This window comes from Streptomyces sp. NPDC048182, from assembly GCF_043202555.1.
In the GTDB taxonomy this organism is placed as follows: domain Bacteria; phylum Actinomycetota; class Actinomycetes; order Streptomycetales; family Streptomycetaceae; genus Streptomyces.
In genome coordinates, this window is sequence record NZ_JBIDAQ010000001.1 from 246,405 (window position 1) to 263,270 (window position 16,866).

The 16,866-nt window shown below is 74.7% G+C and carries 14 protein-coding genes; 4 read left to right on the forward strand and 10 right to left on the reverse strand.

All coding sequences use genetic code 11. The features are described 5' to 3' along the window. Positions 1 to 5: 5 nt before the first annotated feature. Positions 6 to 1,286 (reverse strand): M64 family metallopeptidase, encoded by a 1,281-nt coding sequence (locus tag ACGFZL_RS01240; protein ID WP_393688072.1) that lies wholly within the window; start codon positions 1,284 to 1,286, stop codon positions 6 to 8. Positions 1,287 to 1,747: 461 nt separating this feature from the next. On the opposite strand from ACGFZL_RS01240, the gene ACGFZL_RS01245 reads away from it, so the two are divergent. Then, positions 1,748 to 2,188: a hypothetical protein gene (locus ACGFZL_RS01245; RefSeq protein WP_393688074.1), complete on the forward strand. Its 441-nt coding sequence runs from the start codon at positions 1,748 to 1,750 to the stop codon at positions 2,186 to 2,188. 98 nt (positions 2,189 to 2,286) lie between these two features. Next, positions 2,287 to 2,940 (forward strand): class F sortase, encoded by a 654-nt coding sequence (locus ACGFZL_RS01250; protein ID WP_393688076.1) that lies wholly within the window; start codon positions 2,287 to 2,289, stop codon positions 2,938 to 2,940. Positions 2,941 to 3,072: 132 nt separating this feature from the next. Here ACGFZL_RS01250 and ACGFZL_RS01255 read toward each other — a convergent pair whose 3' ends face one another. From ACGFZL_RS01255 to ACGFZL_RS01290, 8 genes are all read right to left on the reverse strand, one after another. Beyond that, the gene (locus tag ACGFZL_RS01255; RefSeq protein ID WP_393688078.1) at positions 3,073 to 5,391 is read right to left on the reverse strand and encodes an arylsulfatase; all 2,319 of its coding nucleotides are present in this window, start codon (positions 5,389 to 5,391) and stop codon (positions 3,073 to 3,075) included. Then, a complete protein-coding gene (locus ACGFZL_RS01260) occupies positions 5,388 to 6,329 on the reverse strand; it encodes a formylglycine-generating enzyme family protein (RefSeq protein ID WP_393688080.1) in 942 nt (313 codons plus the stop codon). The genes ACGFZL_RS01255 and ACGFZL_RS01260 overlap by 4 nt, the downstream gene beginning before the upstream one ends. After that, entirely contained in the window at positions 6,326 to 8,200 is a 1,875-nt protein-coding gene (locus tag ACGFZL_RS01265; protein WP_393688082.1) for a dipeptide ABC transporter ATP-binding protein, read from the reverse strand. The genes ACGFZL_RS01260 and ACGFZL_RS01265 overlap by 4 nt, the downstream gene beginning before the upstream one ends. Continuing rightward, on the reverse strand, positions 8,197 to 9,048 hold the full coding sequence (locus ACGFZL_RS01270) for an ABC transporter permease (protein ID WP_393688084.1): 852 nt from the start codon (positions 9,046 to 9,048) through the stop codon (positions 8,197 to 8,199). Before ACGFZL_RS01270 ends, ACGFZL_RS01265 begins: the two co-directional genes overlap by 4 nt. Positions 9,049 to 9,051: 3 nt before the next feature. After that, a complete protein-coding gene (locus ACGFZL_RS01275) occupies positions 9,052 to 9,996 on the reverse strand; it encodes an ABC transporter permease (protein ID WP_393688086.1) in 945 nt (314 codons plus the stop codon). 1 nt (position 9,997) lies between these two features. Then, positions 9,998 to 11,605 carry an ABC transporter substrate-binding protein gene (locus ACGFZL_RS01280; RefSeq protein ID WP_393688088.1) on the reverse strand — a complete coding sequence of 536 codons (1,608 nt, stop codon included), beginning with the start codon at positions 11,603 to 11,605 and terminating at the stop codon, positions 9,998 to 10,000. 279 nt (positions 11,606 to 11,884) lie between these two features. After that, the gene (locus ACGFZL_RS01285; protein ID WP_355167164.1) at positions 11,885 to 11,968 is read right to left on the reverse strand and encodes a putative leader peptide; all 84 of its coding nucleotides are present in this window, start codon (positions 11,966 to 11,968) and stop codon (positions 11,885 to 11,887) included. 63 nt (positions 11,969 to 12,031) lie between these two features. Beyond that, positions 12,032 to 13,261 carry an ROK family protein gene (locus ACGFZL_RS01290; protein WP_393688090.1) on the reverse strand — a complete coding sequence of 410 codons (1,230 nt, stop codon included), beginning with the start codon at positions 13,259 to 13,261 and terminating at the stop codon, positions 12,032 to 12,034. Between the two features lie 335 nt (positions 13,262 to 13,596). On the opposite strand from ACGFZL_RS01290, the gene ACGFZL_RS01295 reads away from it, so the two are divergent. Next, positions 13,597 to 14,547 carry a TauD/TfdA dioxygenase family protein gene (locus tag ACGFZL_RS01295; RefSeq protein WP_393688092.1) on the forward strand — a complete coding sequence of 317 codons (951 nt, stop codon included), beginning with the start codon at positions 13,597 to 13,599 and terminating at the stop codon, positions 14,545 to 14,547. A 90-nt stretch (positions 14,548 to 14,637) separates the two neighbouring features. Here the strand turns inward: ACGFZL_RS01295 and ACGFZL_RS01300 are convergent, their stop codons facing one another. Then, positions 14,638 to 15,516, reverse strand: a complete 879-nt coding sequence (locus ACGFZL_RS01300) for a PhzF family phenazine biosynthesis protein (RefSeq protein WP_393688094.1) — start codon at positions 15,514 to 15,516, stop codon at positions 14,638 to 14,640. Between the two features lie 94 nt (positions 15,517 to 15,610). Between ACGFZL_RS01300 and ACGFZL_RS01305 the strand changes: the two genes are divergently transcribed. Further along, positions 15,611 to 16,822, forward strand: coding sequence for an MFS transporter (locus tag ACGFZL_RS01305; RefSeq protein ID WP_393688096.1), 1,212 nt, complete (start codon positions 15,611 to 15,613; stop codon positions 16,820 to 16,822). Positions 16,823 to 16,866 lie beyond the last annotated feature (44 nt).

The window sequence follows — 16,866 nt, forward strand, 5'->3', positions numbered from 1 at the left end:
GCGCTTCAGCGCTCCCCGGCCGCGACCTGCCACGCGAAGGTGTGGCGCAGAGCGGCCCGCAGCGCGGGGTCGCGCACCCAGGGGGTCGGGTCGCTCACCGTCGCGGTGACGCGGTGCGGGCCCGCACCGGCGAGCAGGGCGGCCGGGATGGAGGACACGTCCAGCCGCTCGCCCTCGTGGGCGTACGGTCGGCCGTCCACCTGCCACGTCACCGACAGTCGCGAACCGTCCGGTCGCTGCGGCACCACCTGCAGTACCCGCCCGCCGACCCGCCCCTCGGTGGACGCGGCGGCGACACCGGCCTTGCGATAGAAGGCGGCGATCATCGCCTCGCGCCCGGGCGCGTTGTACTCGCGGCCCAATGTGCGCATGATCGAGTTCTGACTGGGGCGGTAGATGCCCTGCGCGGCGTACTTGGCGCCCTCGTAGGTGCCGACCGTACCGCCGTCCGGCGTGGGCTGCCCGAGCCAGCGGTACCACTTGAGCCGGTAGGCGGCCATGGTGGCCTGCGGGTAGACGGAGACATTCGGCTCGGGCGGCTCGGACCCCTGGTAGCGGCCCGGACTGTCGTACTCGTCGGCCAGGCCGCCCAGCGAGTGGCCCAGTTCGTGGACGACGATCTGCCCGGCCTGCGCGTTGCCGCCCGCCGCGGTCGCCGCCGTGCCGCCCGCCCCGCCGTACGTGCTGCTGTTGGCGAGCGCGACGACCTGATCCGCCTGCGGCGCCTGGGCGGCGTACTGCGCGGCCTTGGCCTCGTTCACGCACAGCAGCCGCGCTGTGCCGCCGCAGTAGTAGTTCATGTCCAGGGCGGTGTCCCGCCGCACGCCCGGGGTGGGGTCGTCGTCCACGCCCGACTCCCGCGAGACGACGTTGACCTGCCAGATGTTGAACATCGTCCGGTAGCTCTTGAACGGCTCCACCGCGAACAACTCGGCGACCTTGGAGCGGACGTGGGAGCGGTAGGTGTCCAACTGCGCCGAGGTGTAGCCGTCCCCGACGAACACCAGGTCCACCTTGCTGCCGCTGGGCCCGTTCACCTCGACCGGCTCCACCGCGGCGGCCGCCGCGGCCTCACGTGCACGGGCGTCCGGAGCGGCCTGGGCCGGCCGGGGCACCCGGACGGTGCGTATGGAGCCGTCGGGCGCGAACACCTCGCGCTGCTCGGTCCGGACGCCGGGACCAGACGGTCCCGCGGGCCGGGGCACGGCTTGGGCCGGCGCGAGAGCGAGGGCGAGGGAGCACGCGGTGAGGGCGGCGGCGAGCGCCGGGGGCAGGACTCTGCGCATGGAGGACTCCTCGTGTGGTGGGGGGTGGCCGACAGGGACCGGCCGGCGAGTTAAGCAAGGAGTTAACTGGATTGACATGAACGCTTAACTGGCGGCACAAGTTAGCCGCAACTGCGCTTCGAGCACAAGGAGTTGCACGCGATCCGGTTCCCCTAGGTATGGCCCCGAGGAGGAGGGCGATCTCCGTCGCCGGACGCCCGGCACCGCCCTGCGCGGGGAGCGATCCGGGCTCGCGAGGCAGGCCGGGGCCTCATTCGGCCCTGTCGGGCACGGCTTCACCCGGATGACGCAGGCGCACGCCCGGTGGCCTGCGGGCATGCCGGCAAAGGAACGACAAGCCCGTGGCGGCCGGGCATATGCGTGGCTGCGGTCCGGGGCGGGCGCGGGTCTGGTCGGAGAGGACAGCGGTTCGTTCGCGGCACGCCGTGTGCCGTTGCCGCTCTCTCGAGGAGGAAGCTTCGATGCGTTCTGTGCGCATAGCCACCGCCACCGTCTTCGCCGGTGCCGCTCTGCTGATGACCGCCCCGCTGGCCTCGGCGTCCGACACGCAGTGCGACCCGGCCACCGCCGCCGCGCAGCGGGCCGAGTCCGACTACAAGGCCGCCCTCGCCGACTACCAGAAGATCATCAATGACGGTGGCCACCCCGACAAGTCCCAGCAGGACAACGTCGACCAGCTCAAGCAGAAGGCCGACTCCGCGGCGTCCGAGGCCCAGCGCGTCTGCGGCGACCAGGTGATGGACCCGAGTCGTAAGCCCTCCGGGGCCATGCACACCGGCAGCGGTTCCACCAGCTCCGCCACGAACTCCACCGCCGGCCTCGCTGCGGCAGGCGCTCTCGCCGGGGCCGGCGCCGTCGGCTTCGCGGCACGCCACCGCAAGATCCACAGCCGCCGGCACTGACGACGGCCGCTGCCGCCCGCCCGCCGCGCTCCGCGAGGCCGGCGGGCGGGGGCGAGCGGGCGCGTGGCAAGCCGGGGCGGTTCGGAAGGGACGACGGGGTGAGAGGGTCGCGCACGAGACGGTACGGGGCCGGCGGCGGGGTGCGCTGGCGGTTTCCGTGGGAACTGTGCCTGATGCTGGCGGCGGTCGCCGTGGTGGCGTTCATCGCCCTGGGCCGTGGACCGTCGGGACCTCCCGCGCCTTCGGGACAGGACCTGCGAGTCTCCGGACCCACGCGCGTCGTCGCCGCGCCCATGCGGGCCTCCCGGCCGCTGCGGGTCCGCGTCCCCGCCATCCGTGTGGACGCTCCGCTGACCGATCTGCGACTCGACGGCAGCGGCCGGCTCGGCGCACCGTCCGAGACCGACGACGACCTCGCCGGCTGGTGGGCGGACGGCCCCGCACCGGGCGAGCGCGGCACCGCGATCATCGCCGGTCACGTCGACATTCCCACCGGTCCCGCCGTCTTCTACGACCTCGGAGCCGTCAAACCCGGCATGAGCATCGACGTCGCCCGCAGCGACCGGGCCACCGCCCACTTCACCGTCGACGCCATCGACGTCTACGCCGCCGACGACTTCCCCGACGACAAGGTCTACGCCGACACCGGCGACCCCGAACTGCGCCTCATCACCTGCGGCGGTGGCTACGACAAGCAGCACGGGCACTACAACGGCAACGTCGTCGTCTCCGCCCACCTCACCGCCCCGTAGCCGGGCGGCGCACCGGGCTCACGGGGACCAGGTTTCCCAGGCGTAGACGGTTCCCGCGGCGCAGGAGCCGGTCTTCGTGCACGTCAGTGATGCCGTCACCGTCTGGAGCCTGGTCCGCGAGGAACCGGCTCCTCACTCGAACGCCGCCGCCGCCTCCCTCAGCGCCTCCGCCACCGCCTCCGGGGAGTCCGGGCCCGGGGCGCCGGGGTGGTAGGTGACCGACTTCAGGCGGCCGGTGAAGGGGAAGGTGCGGTGGCGTTCGTGGAGGGGCCAGGAGACCGGGGACTTGCGGTCTATGCCGATGCTGATGCCCTGGAAGGGGGCCATGCCGATCAGTTGGTGGACGGAGGGGGATGTCGCGCGGTCCGTGGCGTCGACCGTGAGGGTGAAGCGCCAGCGCAGGCCCGGTTCGGCCGTCGCGGTCAGGCGGATGTCGTGCGGGCCCGGGGGCACGGGGCCGGCGTCGGTCTCGTGGAGGACGCCGTACTCGTTGTAGGCGAGGCGGAGCCGGCCGTTCTCGATGTGGAGGTTGTAGCCGCCGCCCTGGTCACCGTGGGAGACGAGGACGCCCTCGCCGGTCTGCTCGATGCGGAGGTCGATGGTGAAGGAGCGGAGGGTGATCAGGCGGGAGGAGCGGTAGCGCTCCAGTTCCGGGGTGCCGGGGAGGAGGGTGAGGGGGCGGGACAGGCGCTGGTCGGCGGGGTTGCGGCGGGCGAGGGCGCCGCTGCCGTCGGGGAGGGGGAAGACGCCGTTGCGCCAGGCGGCGGCCTCCCACGCGGCGGACAACTCCGCCACCAGGTCGGGGCGTTCGGCGGCCAGGTCGTGGATCTCGGTGGGGTCGGTGCGGATGTCGTAGAGGGCCCACTCGGCGTCGTCGTAGGGCGTGCCCGGCTCGTGCAGGGTGACCAGTTTGTGGCCGTCGCGGTAGTGGCTGCGGTTGCCGGTCATCTCGCAGTACTGCTCACCGTGGGTGGAGGCGTGGGCCGGGTCCGCCAGGACCGGGGTGAAGGTCGCGCCGTCCGGTTCCTGGAGGGGGACGCCTCGGCGGGTCGCCGGGCGGTCCAGGCCGGCCAGGTCGAGGAGGGTGGGGGTCAGGTCGGTGACGTACTGGTACTGGGGGCGCTGCCCGGGGGTGAGGCGGCCGGTGCGGGTGCCCTCCGGCCAGGAGAGGACGAAGGGGACGCGGACGCCGCCCGCGTAGGTGTGGCCCTTGTAGAGGCGGAACGGGGTGTTCGAGGCCATGCCCCAGCCGCGCGGGTAGTGGACCAGGCTGCGCGGGCCGCCGATCAGCTCGGGGTCGCGGTCGACGTCGGGGTCCCAGTCGCCGGGCAGGCCGGGGTGGTGCACGAAGCGGCTGAAGTAGGAGCGGGTGCCCTCCGCGCCGCCCTCGCCGGTGCCGCCGTTGTCGGAGGTGAAGACGATGATGGTGTTGTCCAGTTCGCCCAGGGCCGCCAAGGTCTCCGTGAGGCGGCCCAGGTTCTGGTCGATGTTGTCGACCAGGGCCGCGTAGACCTCCATGTAGCGGGCGTACAGGCGCTGTTGGGCGGGCGTGAGGCTGTCCCACGGCGGGACCTCCTCGCCCGCCTCGCTGTTGCGGGCCGGGAGCCGCGTGCCGGGCGGGAAGAGGCCGGCGGCGATCTGCGCGGCGAAGCGGGTGTCGCGCAGGGTGTCCCAGCCGGCGTCGTAGCGGCCCCGGTGGCGGGCGATGTCCTCGGCCTTGGCCTGGAGCGGGCCGTGCACGGCGTTGTGGGCGAGGTAGAGGAAGAACGGCTTGTCGGCGTCGTGGGCGCGCAGCGACTTCACCATGGCGATGGCCTGGTCGGTGATGTCGTCGGTGTAGTAGTAGTCGTCCGCGAAGTCGTCGATCGGCAACGGGGTGTTGTCGCGCACCAGTTGGTGCGGGTGGAAGAGGCTGGTCAGGCCCTCCAGTACGCCGTAGTACTGGTCGAAGCCCTTCTGGAGCGGCCAGTTGGCGCGGTCGTCGGCCGCGTTGGAGGCGGAGTCGCGGACCAGGTGCCACTTGCCGACGGCGTACGTGGCGTAGCCGGCGTCGTGCAGCAGCTCCGCCAGGGTGGGGATGTCGTCGGCGATCTCCATGCCGTAGCCGGGGAAGCCGGGGTCCGCGTTGGCGACCATGGCGTAGCCGACGCGGTGCGGGTTGAGGCCGGTGAGCAGGGCGGCGCGGGCCGGGGAGCACAGCGGCATGGTGTGGTAGTTGGTCAGCCGTACGCCGTCCTCGGCCAGGCCGTCCAGGACCGGGGTCGGGATCTCCGAGCCGAAGGGGCCGATGTCGCTGTAGCCCATGTCGTCCACGAGGACGACGACGATGTTCGGCGGGCGGCGGTCCCCCGAAGCGGGCCGGGTCGGCGTCGGCCAGGCAGGTTCCGAGTCGGCGAAGGTGCGGCCGATGCGGCCGGGGAAGCCCTCGTAGGGGTCGCGGCGGGTGCTCATACGGGGACCTCGGTGGTGGGAGTGGGGGCGGCGGGGCGCGCGTCGCGGGCGCAGCGGAAGCCGCCGTGGGCGGTGGAGGAGTCGGGGGTGTTGTGGGAGCGGGCGGCGACCCGGTAGCGGTTGCAGTACGAGGCGTGGCAGAGGTACGAGCCGCCCCGGATGACGCGTTCGGCGGGGCCCCAGGCGTCCGCCGTCCACTCCCAGACGTTGCCGGCCATGTTGAGGAGGCCGTACCCGTTGGGCTCGTACGCCGTGACCGGCACGGTGCCGGTCGCGCCGCCGGGGCGGTCGGAGCGGTGCGGGAAGGTGCCCTGCCAGGTGTTGCACATCTCCCGGCCGTCGGGGGTGAGGTCGTCGCCCCAGGGGTAGCGGGCCCCTGCCAGACCGCCGCGGGCCGCGTACTCCCATTCGGCCTCCGTGGGCAGGCGCAGGCCCGCCCAGGCGCAGTAGGCGAGGGCGTCGTGGTGGGAGACGTGGGTGACCGGGTGGTCGCCGCGGCCGTCGAGGTCCGAGCCGGGGCCCTCCGGCGCCCGCCAGGAGGCGCCCTCGACGCCGAGCCACCACGGGGCCTGCTGGACGGTGCCGAGGACGTGGCGGTGGGCGTCGGGGTGCAGTCGGAGGTGGAAGACGAAGGAGGAGCCGAAGCGTTCGGCGTCGGTGCGATGGCCGGTGGCCGACACGAAGGCGGCGTACTCGTCGTTGGTGACGGCCGTGGCGGAGAGGGCGAACGGGGCCACCTCGACCTCGCGGACCGGGCCCTCGCGGTCGGCCCGGTAGCCCTCGTCGAAGGCGTCGCCCATGCGGAAGGTGCCGCCGGGCAGCTCCACCAGCGGCGGGTGGGCGGCGGGGGGCCGGATCGCGGGCACGGGCAACAGGTCGACCGGCGCGAACCCGGTACCGGCGCCGCGGGGACGGCCCGGCGTGCAGCACGCGCTCATGCCGGCACCTCCGCGGAATGGGGCGTACGCGGACGGGCCCCCGCCGGGACCGGGTCGGGCGCGGCGGCGAGCAGGGCGCGGGTGTAGGGGTCGGCGGGGCGCTCGCACACCTCGTCGGCGTCGCCGGTCTCCACGATCCGGCCCCGGTGCATGACGGCGATGCGGTGGCTGACCTGGCGGACCACGGCGAGGTCGTGGGCGATGAAGACCAGCGCGAGGCCGAGGTCGCGCTGGAGGTCGGTGAGCAGGCCGACGATCTGCGCTTGCACGGAGACGTCGAGTGCGGAGACCGGCTCGTCGCAGATGAGGACGGTCGGCTCGGGCGCCAACGCCCGTGCGATGCCGATCCGTTGGCGCTGCCCGCCGGAGAAGGAGCGGGGGCGGCGGTCGGCGGCGGCCGGGTCGAGACCGACGAGGCGCAGCAGTTCCCCGACCCGGCGCTCGCGTCCGGCGCGGTCGCCGATGCCGAAGGCGTGCAGCGGCTCGGCGACGATCTCGCCGACGGTCATGCGGGGGTTGAGGGAGGCGTACGGGTCCTGGAACACCAGCTGCACCCGCCGCCGCACCGCGTGCAGTTCGCGCCGGGCGGGCCGGGTGACGTCCGCGCCGTCCAGGCGCAGCGTGCCGCCGTCGCTGGGGTGGGCGTGGGCGAGGACCCGGGCCAGGGTGGACTTGCCCGAGCCGGACTCCCCGACGATGCCGAGGGTCTCCCCCGCGGCCAGGGTGAGGGAGACGTCGTCCAGCGCGGTGACGCTACGGCCGCGCGGGCCACGGCCCCGGTAGGTCTTGCGGAGGGACTCGGCGGCGAGGACGACGGCGCCGGGGCGGGGCCGGTCCACGCGGGCCGGGGCGGGGGCGGCGGGCAGCGGGGCGGGGTGCTCGGCGGCGGGCCAGCAGGCGGCCCTGACCGCGGGGTCCTCCGACGAGCCCCGCGCGGCCGACGCGACCAGCGGCGGCGTCTTCACACGGCACCGCTCCTCCACCAGAGCGCACCGCTCGGCGAACGCGCAGCCCCCGGTGAGGAGCGCCAGGTCGGGCGGGGAGCCGGGGATGCCGGTCAGGCGGGTGCCCGAGGGGGAGGACAGCCGGGGTACGGCGGCCAGCAGGCCCGCGGTGTAGGGGTGCCGGGGGCGGGTGAGGACCTCGGCGGTCGGGCCGTCCTCGACGACCGTGCCGCCGTACATCACCAGTACGCGCTCGCAGGAGCGGGCGACGACGCCCATGTTGTGGGTGATGAGGAGGAGCGCGGTGCCGGTGGTGCGGTTCAACTCGCCGAGCAGGGTGAGGATCTGGTCCTGCACGGTGGCGTCGAGGGCGGTGGTGGGCTCGTCGGCGACCAGGACGTCCGGTTCGGCGGCCAGGGCCATGGCGATGAGGATGCGCTGGCGCTGCCCGCCGGAGAACTGGTGCGGGTGGTCGGCGAGGCGGCGCTCGGGGTCGGGGATGCCGACCAGGCCGAGGAGTTCGGCGGCGCGGGCCCGGCGGGCGGCGCGGTCGGCGGTGCCGTGCGCGCGGAGCGCCTCGTCCAGGTGGGCGCCGGCGGTCAGGACCGGGTTGAGGGCGGTCATCGGGTCCTGGAAGATCATGCCGATCCGGGCGCCGCGCACCTGCCACAGCTCGTCCTCCCCGGCGGCGGCCAGGTCCCGGCCGTCGAGCAGCACCGAGCCGCCCGTGACGCGTCCGGTGCCGGGCAGCATGCGCAGCAGGGCGAGGGCGGTGGTGGACTTGCCGGAGCCGGACTCGCCGACCACGGCCAGGGTCTCGCCGCGCCGCAGGGTGAAGGACACGTCCCGCACGGCGCGGGTCACGGCGCCGTCGGGGGCGGTGAACTCCACGTCCAGGCCGCGGACTTCCAGCAGAGGGTCGGTCATCGGCGTATCCCCCGGTTCAGGGCCTCGGCGATCAGGGACAGGCCGAGGACGAGGACGGTCACGGTGACCAGCGGCCCGGCCGCGAAGTGCGGCGCGTCGGACAGGTAGGGCAGCGACTGGCTGAGCACCGAGCCGACGGTGGGCTCGGGCGGGCGCACGCCGACGCCGAGGAAGCTCATCGCGCCCTCCAGGAAGACGGCCACCGTCAGCGACACCGCGAGCTGCACGACCAGCGGGTCGGCGGCGTTGGGCAGGATGTGCCGGGTCAGCAGCCGGGTGCGGGAGGCGCCGCCGACCCGGGCGGCGGTGACGTACTCGCGCTCCCGCTCGACCAGCACGCCGGTGCGCAGCAGCCGGCCGAAGGCGGGGATCTCGGCGAGCGCGATGACCAGCACGACCGGGAGCCGGCCCGGGCCGAGGATGGCGGTGACCGCGAGGGCGAGGATCAGCCCGGGAAAGGCCAGGATCAGGTCGAAGGTCCGCTGCACGGCGGTGTCGGCGACCGGGTGGACGGCGGCGAGCAGCGCGAACAGGCAGCCGAGCAGCGCGCCCAGCGGCACCGCGAGGGCGATGATGCCGAGGTCGGCGCGGATGCCGTAGAGCAGCCGGGCGAGCAGGTCGCGGCCGAGGTCGTCGGTGCCGAGCGGGTGGCCCGGCGTGCCGAGCCCGGCGAGGGACTGGCCGGACTGGTCGGTGGGGCCGTGCCCGGCGAGCAGCGGGGCGAGCAGCCCGGCCAGGACGACCAGGCCGACCAGGGCGAGGCCGGTCCGGCCCCGTCCGGAGGCGAGGGCGGCGCCATAGGGGTGGCGGGGGCGCTTCGCGGGCGCCGGGAGGGTGATGGCGGTCATGGGTCACTCCCACCTGATCCGGGGGTCGAGCCAGGCGTGCACGAGGTCGGTGAGCAGTTGGACGAGGACGAAGACGGTCACCAGGAGCAGCAGCAGGTCCTGCACGACCGGGTAGTCCCGGCGGGTGAGCGCCTGTTCGGCGAGCCGGCCGAGGCCCGGCCAGGCGAAGATGGCCTCCACCAGGACCGCGCCGCCGAGGAGGTGGCCGGTCTGCATGCCGAGCAGGGTGACGACGGGCGGCGCGGCGTTCGGCAGCACGTGCCGCCACAGCAGCCGCCGGGGGCGCACGCCGGCCGCGGTGGCGGTGCGCACGTAGTCCTCGGCGAGGGCGCGTTCGATGCCGTCCTGGAGGTAGCGGCCGACGACGGCGGCGCTGGGCAGGGCGAGGCACAGGGCGGGCAGCACGAGGTACTGCACGGCGAGGTCGGGCGCGGTCAGCAGCGGCACCCGCCCGCCGGCGGGCAGCACGCCGAGCAGCACCGCGAAGAGCAGCACCAGGAGTACGCCGGTGACGAACGGCGGCACCGACAGCGCCCCGGTGGTCAGCACCCGGACCAGGGCCCGCACCCAGCCGCGCCGGGCGGTGGCGCCGAGCACCCCGAAGGCGGTGCCGAGCACGGCGACGAACAGCATGGCGGCCAGGGTCAGTTCGACGGTGGCGCCGAGGCCGTCGCCGATCAGGTCGGCGGTCCGGCCGCCGATGGCGTAGGACGGGCCGAGGTCGCCGGTGGCGAGGCCGCCGATCCAGTGGGCGTACTGGGCGGGCAGCGACTCGTTCAGGCCGAGCTGCTCGCGGATGGCGGCGACGGTCTCGGGGCCCGCGTCCGGGCCGGCCAGGGAGGTGGCCGGGTCGCCGGGCACCAGGCGCAGGATGCCGAAGATCAGCACGGAGGAGACGAACAGGACGAGGAGGGCGGACGGCAGCCGCCGCAGGAGGTGGCCGCGCATGTCAGGCGTCCAGGTAGGCGTCGTCGAGGTTCAGGTAGGAGAACTTGTTGAGGGTGACGCCGTGCAGCTTCTTCGACGCGGTCTGGACGTTGCCGGCGATGACGAGGTCGATGATGAACGCCTCGTCGAGGAGGATGTCGGAGACCGCGCCGCGCAGCCGGCCCGCGGCGGCGCCGGTGGCGGGGCTGGTCCACGCCTCGCGCACCACGCGGGTGTACTCGGCCGAGTGGAACTTCGAGGTGTTCTTGGCCTCGTTGAAGGGATAGGCGCTGACCGCCAGCGTGGCGGGCTGCACCTGGGCGAAGCCGTGGCTCATGGTCCACAGGGCGGGCATCGTCTGGGAGATGAGCTTCTTCTGCGCGGTCGCCGGGTCGGTGGGCTGGAGGGTGACGTCGACGCCGGCCTGCTTCAGGTCGTACTGGAGGGACTCGGCGACGGCGGTGTCCCCGGGCAGGCTGATGTGCAGCAGGGGCAGCTTCAGGCGGCTGTGTCCGGCGGACTTCAGCAGCTCGCGGGCCTTGGCGGGGTCGTGCGGGTAGTGGGTGCGGCGGGCCTCGGTGTAGGCGGGCGAGGACTTGGGCCAGGGCGCGGCGGAGGCGAGGCCGTAGCCGCCGAGGCTCTGCTTGAGGATGCGGTCGCGGTCCACGGCGTGGGCGAGGGCCTGGCGGACGGTCTTGTCGTCCAGCGGCGCGACGGTGGTGTTGACGCCCAGGTAGATCGCGCCGGCGCCGGTGGCGTACTCGGTGACGGTGAGGCCGGGGTCGTGGGCGATGGAGGCGAGGTTGCGGCCGGGGACCTGGTAGGTGAGGTGGGTCTGGCCGGTGCGCAGCGAGGAGACGATGGCGTCGCCCTGGGAGACGACGCGGAACTCGACGGCGTCCAGATAGGGGCGGTCCGGCTGCCAGTAGGCGTCGTTGCGGGTGAGGCTGAGGCCGGTACCGGGGCTCCACTTGGCCAGCTTGAAGGGTCCGGTGCCGTTGAGCCTGGTGCCCTTGACCGCGTCCTCGACGGCGTTCCGGTCCGCGATGATCATGAACTCGAAGAGGTCGAAGAGGTTGTTGACGCGGTGCGCGAGCTTGAGCGTCAGCTCGTGGTCGCCGCGCTTCTCGAAGCCGGTGACGGCGGCGGCCGTGGCCCGCAACTGGGCGGCGCGAGCCGGGTTCTGGAGGTTCTGCACCGCGAAGATCACGTCGTCGGCGGTGAAGGGGCGCCCGTCGTGGAACGTCACACCGGTGCGCAGCTCGAGGGTGATGCTGCGGCCGTCCGCCGGGTACTCCCAGGAGGTCGCCAGCTCGGGGTGCGGGGTGAGTCGGTCGTCGTAGCGGGTCAGGGTGTTGTAGAGCAGCCGCTGCTGGAAGGACTGCCGGCTCTGGGCGAAGAGCAGGCTGGGCGTGAAGTCGGTGTCCACGGCGAAGTCGAGCGTGCCGCCGCGGCGCGGCTTCCCGGCGCCCCCCTTCGACGCCGAGCCGGTGCCGGAGACGGCCGAGCGGCAGCCCGCCAGCCCCATGCCGAGCAGCAGGGCGCCGCCGCCGGCCGCGCGCAGGGCGGTGCGGCGGGTGGGCGCGGGTGCGGTGGCCGGGGAGGGGAGGGACGGGTACGACTCGGTCATCGGATGCCTGTCTGTGACGAAGGGAGGGGCGAGTGGACGTGGGGGCGCGCCGCCGTGCCCGGTCGGGCAGGGGCGGTCGGCGGATTGCTTCCGCTGCGGAACGAATGCCGGTGGACCTGGCCGCACGAGGGCACGGACTGCCGGTACGGGCGGGGCGGGGCGTCGGTGAAGGGGTCGGCCGGGGCTCAGCGGCGGCTACGGCTCAGGGCGTCGTTGGCGCAGGGCCCCTATGGCGTGCCCACGGCAAGCGGCGCCGCCGCCCGCACCCGGCCCGGGTGATCAGCGGCGGACGGCACAGACCGCGCTGGCCTGTCGACAGAGGTCGACGTGCCTGCGGGTGACGAGGCGCTTGTCCGGATTCACGGCGCCAATATGGCAGCGCCCGTGTCGGGCGGTCAACGCCGCCGTCCGGGAAGTGAGACGGAATCAGCCGTTCCGATCCGCCGCGGCGACCTCTCGCATCGCCCGCAAAGGTGCTCTGAACAGGGGGTTCAGCAGTACGGTCCCGGCGGCCACCGGAAGGGTGGCCGGACCGGCATGTGGACCGACCACGCGCTCGGGGTCGTCGCAGACGTACGACAGGTCGACCGCCGCGCCCCGGATCTCCTCCAGGTACTCGGGGTCGAGGAGGGCGGCGTACTCGGTGACGAGGAGCAGGTCCGGGTTGGCGATGTCGAGCAGCAGGGCGGCCGCCCGGCCCACCACGCGGGCACGTTCGCGCAGCAGCCGGTCCGCCCGCCGGTCGCCGGCCGCCGCCGCGTCGACCACCAGGAAGTAGTCGGCCTCCGGCACGATCCCGCGGCGCAGCGCGGTGCGGGCGACGGCCGTGTTGGAGGCGGTGGCCTCCAGACAGCCCGAACGCCCGCACGGGCAGGGCACGGTGGAGTCGGGCACCGGCAGGTGTGCCACGTCGCCCGCCGCCGAGCCGGGCCCGTGGTGCACGACGCCGGCGATGCCGAGGGCGGCGTCCACCACGTTGCCGACGAACAGGTGGACCAGGCTGCGCCGGGCGGCGGGCCGGCCGAAGAGGATCTCCGACTGGGCGATGGCGCGGGCGTGGTTGTCGACGCGCACCGGCAACCCGTGCAGCGCCCGGGAGAGTTCGGCGGCCAGCGGCCGGTGATGCCAGCGCAGCGCGTCGTGCCGGACCACCGTCCCCGCTTCCGGGTCGACCCGGCCGCCGAGGGCCGCGCCGACCCCGAGCAGGGGGCGGGTGCCGACGTGCGCGTCCAGGAAGGCGCGCAGCTCGGCGGCGACGGTGGCGGGCAGCCGGTCGGGGGCCAGGCCGTCGTGCGGGACGAGGCGCCGGGCGAGCACCCGGCCGCGCAGGTCGACCAGGCCGAGGGTGGAGGCGGGCACGCCCAGGTGGACGCCGCCGGCCACCGGGCCGCCGCTCGCGCCGAGGTGCAGGTCGACCGGGATCCGCGGGCGACCCACGCCGCCGGCCCCGGCGGGCCCCGGCAGTTCGCGCAGCAGGCCGAGCCGGGTGAGGTCGGTGGCCTGCCGGGAGACGGCGGCGGGGCTGAGGCCCGAGAGCCGGGCGACGGCGCTGCGGGCGACGGGGCCGTGGTCGAGCACGGCGCGCAGCACGAGCGCGGCGTTGGCCTCGCGACGGCCGTCGCCGACCATGCGGGGGGTCTGGGGGGCGGGGGGCATCGGGGCCTCTCTCGGGCGGGCGGACGGGCGGACGGGCGGGTCGGATCGGCGTTCGTTGCGGGAACGTGAAGTCCCGTACGGGCTGTTGACGGGCGCCGCGGGGCTTTGCGAGTCTCCTGGACATGTCCGCTGCGCGCCGCTGTCCGTCCGTCGCCTGACCGACCGCCGACCTCAACGCCCGTTCTCCGCAACGGGCCGTCGCGCACGCCGTTCCCCGGCTCGACCCACGACGAGTCTCCCACCGTAGGCGAATTGCTTCCGCTCCGGAAGCAATGCCGCCCGGCACGCTCCTCGACCCATCTCCCTCGACCCACCCTCCGAAGGGATCCACCACCATGCCCACCCCCACCCCCCTCTCCGTCCAGAAGGTCGGCGGCCGGCTCGGCGCCGTGATCTCCGGGGTCCGGCTCGGCGGCGATCTCGCCCCCGGCACCGTGGCCGGGATCCGCGCCGCCCTGCTCGCTCACAAGGTCGTCTTCTTCCGCGGCCAGGACCACCTGGACGCGGACGAGCACGAGTCCTTCGGCCGGCTGCTCGGCACCCCGGTCGCCCACCCCACCGTGCCGTCCGCCGACGGCCGCTACTCCTTCCCCATCGACTCCGACTACGGCGGTCGCGCCAACCAGTGGCACAGCGACGTCACCTTCGTCCCGGCGTACCCGGCCTTCTCGATCCTGCGCGCCCAGGTCATCCCGCCCTACGGCGGCAACACCCTGTGGGCCAACACCGCGACGGCGTACGCGAACCTGCCCGAGCCGCTGCGGCACCTCGCCGACGAGCTGCGCGCCGTGCACTCCAACGACTACGACTACGCCGCCCTGCGCCCCGACGCGCTGCCCGAGCAACTGGTGCGCTTCCGCGAGGTGTTCGCCTCGATCAAGTTCCTCACCGAGCACCCGGTGGTGCGCGTCCACCCCGAGACGGGCGAACGCGTGCTGCTGCTCGGCAACTTCGTGCAGCGCGTCAAGGGCCTGACCGCCGCCGACTCCCGGGCGCTGTTCCAGCTCTTCCAGTCGCACGTCGAGCGTCCCGAGAACACCGTCCGCTGGCAGTGGCAGGTCGGCGACGTGGCGATCTGGGACAACCGGGCCACCCAGCACTACGGCGTGGACGACTCCGACGACCACGAGCGCAAGCTGCGCCGGGTCACCATCGACGGCGACGTGCCGGTCGGCGTGGACGGCCGCCCGTCGGTGCTGATCTCCCCGGAGTCGGTGCCGGACCCGGAGTTCGGCCCGGCCTCCGGCGCCACCACGGGCGTCTCCGCGGAGCCCGCCGCCGTATGACCGCCGCCCGCCGCCCCGGCGGAGGGGGTGTCCTTCCGCCACCGGCGCGGAGGCGCCCGGCGATCCGCCGGCGCCCGCCGACCGCGGGCCTCACTCCGCGAGCGGCACCGCCGTCCCGCTGACCCGGACCCGGGGGTCGCCCGCGTGCAGGGTGACCGTGAGCACGCCGGGGCGGCCCATGTCCGCGCCCTGGTGGAGGGTGAGGCGGGACTCCTCGGGGACCAGGCCGCTCTCGCGGGCCCAGCCGCCGAAGGCCGCCGCGGCGGCGCCGGTCGCCGGGTCCTCCACGACGCCGCCGACCGGGAAGGGGTCGCGGGCGTGGAAGACCGGGTCGCCGTCCGCGTCGTCGGCGTCCCGCCAGAGCAGATGCACCGTGGTCAGGTCGAGGCGCAGCATGTACGCCTTCAGGCGCTCGAAGTCGTAGGCCAGGTCGGCGAGGCGCTCCCGGGTCGCGGCGGCCAGGACCAGGTGGCGGGCGCCCGCGAAGGCGATGCGCGGGACGGGGGCCTCGGCCAGGTCGGCGCGGGACCAGTCGAGGGCGGCCAGCGCCTCGTCCAGGTCGGCGTCGGCGACCGGCTCGCTGTGCGGGGCGACGCTGGTGAGGGTGGCGTACGGGGCGCCGTCCCGCTCCACGACCTCGACCGGCACCTCACCGGCCGGGGTGTGGAAGAGGTACTCCCCCGCGCCGTCCCGGCGGGCCAGGGCGACGGCCGCCGCGACGGTGGCGTGGCCGCAGAAGGGGACCTCGGCGAGCGGGCTGAAGTACCGCACCCGGTAGGTCCGCTCCTCCTCGGCCGGCACGGCGAACGCGGTCTCGCTGTAGCCGAGTCCGGCCGCGGTGGCCAGCATCCGGGCGTCGTCCCAGCCGGTCGCGTCCAGCACGACGCCGGCCGGGTTGCCCCCGGCGGGGTCGGCGGTGAAGGCGGCGTAGCGCAGCACGTCGGGCGTGCCGGCGGTGGTGTCGGCCATGGTCTCCCTCGTTGTCCCCGGGGGCGATTGGGCCAGTGGATCCCGGGGGAATTGGTGCTGTGCGGCGACCCAACCGCCTTCTACCGTCCCGATTATGACAAGATCCGCTGTCGCCCGTCGCCTCTCGTCGGCCCAGTCGGCCAACGCGATCGGGGACGGCGCGTACTACACCGCCTCCGCCCTCTACTTCACGCAGAGCATCGGTCTCGCGCCGGCCCGGGTGGGTCTCGGGCTGACCGTCGCCTGGGCGGTCGGGTCGGTGGCGGGCGTGCCGCTCGGCCGGCTGGCGGACCGGGCGGGGGCGCGGGGCACCTCGGTGGCGCTGGCACTGGCGGCGGCCCTGGCGGTCGGCTCCTTCACGGTGGTGACGGGCTTCGCGGGGTTCCTGTTTGCCGCGTGCGCGTACGCGTCGGCGCAGTCCGGGTTCGCGGCGGCGCGGCAGGCGCTGCTGGCGGGGCTGGTGCCGCCGGCGGGGCGGACCGGGCTGCTGGCCGGGTTGCAGGCGGTGTCCAACGCCGGGCTCGCGGTGGGCGCGGGGCTCGGCGGGCTCGCGCTGCACGCGGGGACCGAGCGGGCGTACCTCACGGTGTTCGCGGTGGACGCGGTCAGCTTCCTGGTCTGCGCGGCGCTGCTGGCCGGCCTGCCGCGCCCGGCGCGGATGCCGGCGGGGCCGAGGGCCCGGCTCGGGGTGCTGCGCGACCGGCCGTACGTGGTGCTGGCCCTGCTCAACACCGTGCTGCTGCTGCGGATGCCGCTGCTGAGCCTGGTCCTGCCGCTGTGGATCGCCGAGCGCACCGAGGCCCCGGCCTGGCTGGTGTCGGCGCTGTTCGTGCTGAACACGGCGGCGGTGACGGCCTTCCAGGTGCGGGCGGCGCGCGGGGTGACGGGGACGGCCGGCGCGACGCGGGCGGTGCGGCGCGCGGGGTGGGTGATGCTCGCCGGGTGCGGGGTGTTCGCGCTGTCGGCCGGGGCCTCGCCCCAAGTGGCGGCGGGGTTCCTGGTGCTGGGCGCGGGGTTGCAGGTGGTCGCGGAGATGTGGCAGTCGGCGGGCGGCTGGCAGCTCTCCTTCGCGCTGGCGCCGGCCGGACGGGTCGGCGAGTACCAGGGCTTCTTCGGCACCGGCGTCACCGTGGCACGCACGCTGGGCCCGCTGGTCCTGACCACGTCGATCGTGGAGTGGGGCACCCCCGGCTGGCTCCTGCTCGGCGCCCTCACCCTCGCGGCGTCGTACGCGATGACGCCGGCGGCCCGCTGGGCGGCGTCGGCCCGCCCCGCGGCCGGGGCGGAACCGGTCGCCGCGACCTGAGCCGACGCGTCTTCGCGAAACGTCCACATCTCCTTCACCGAAGG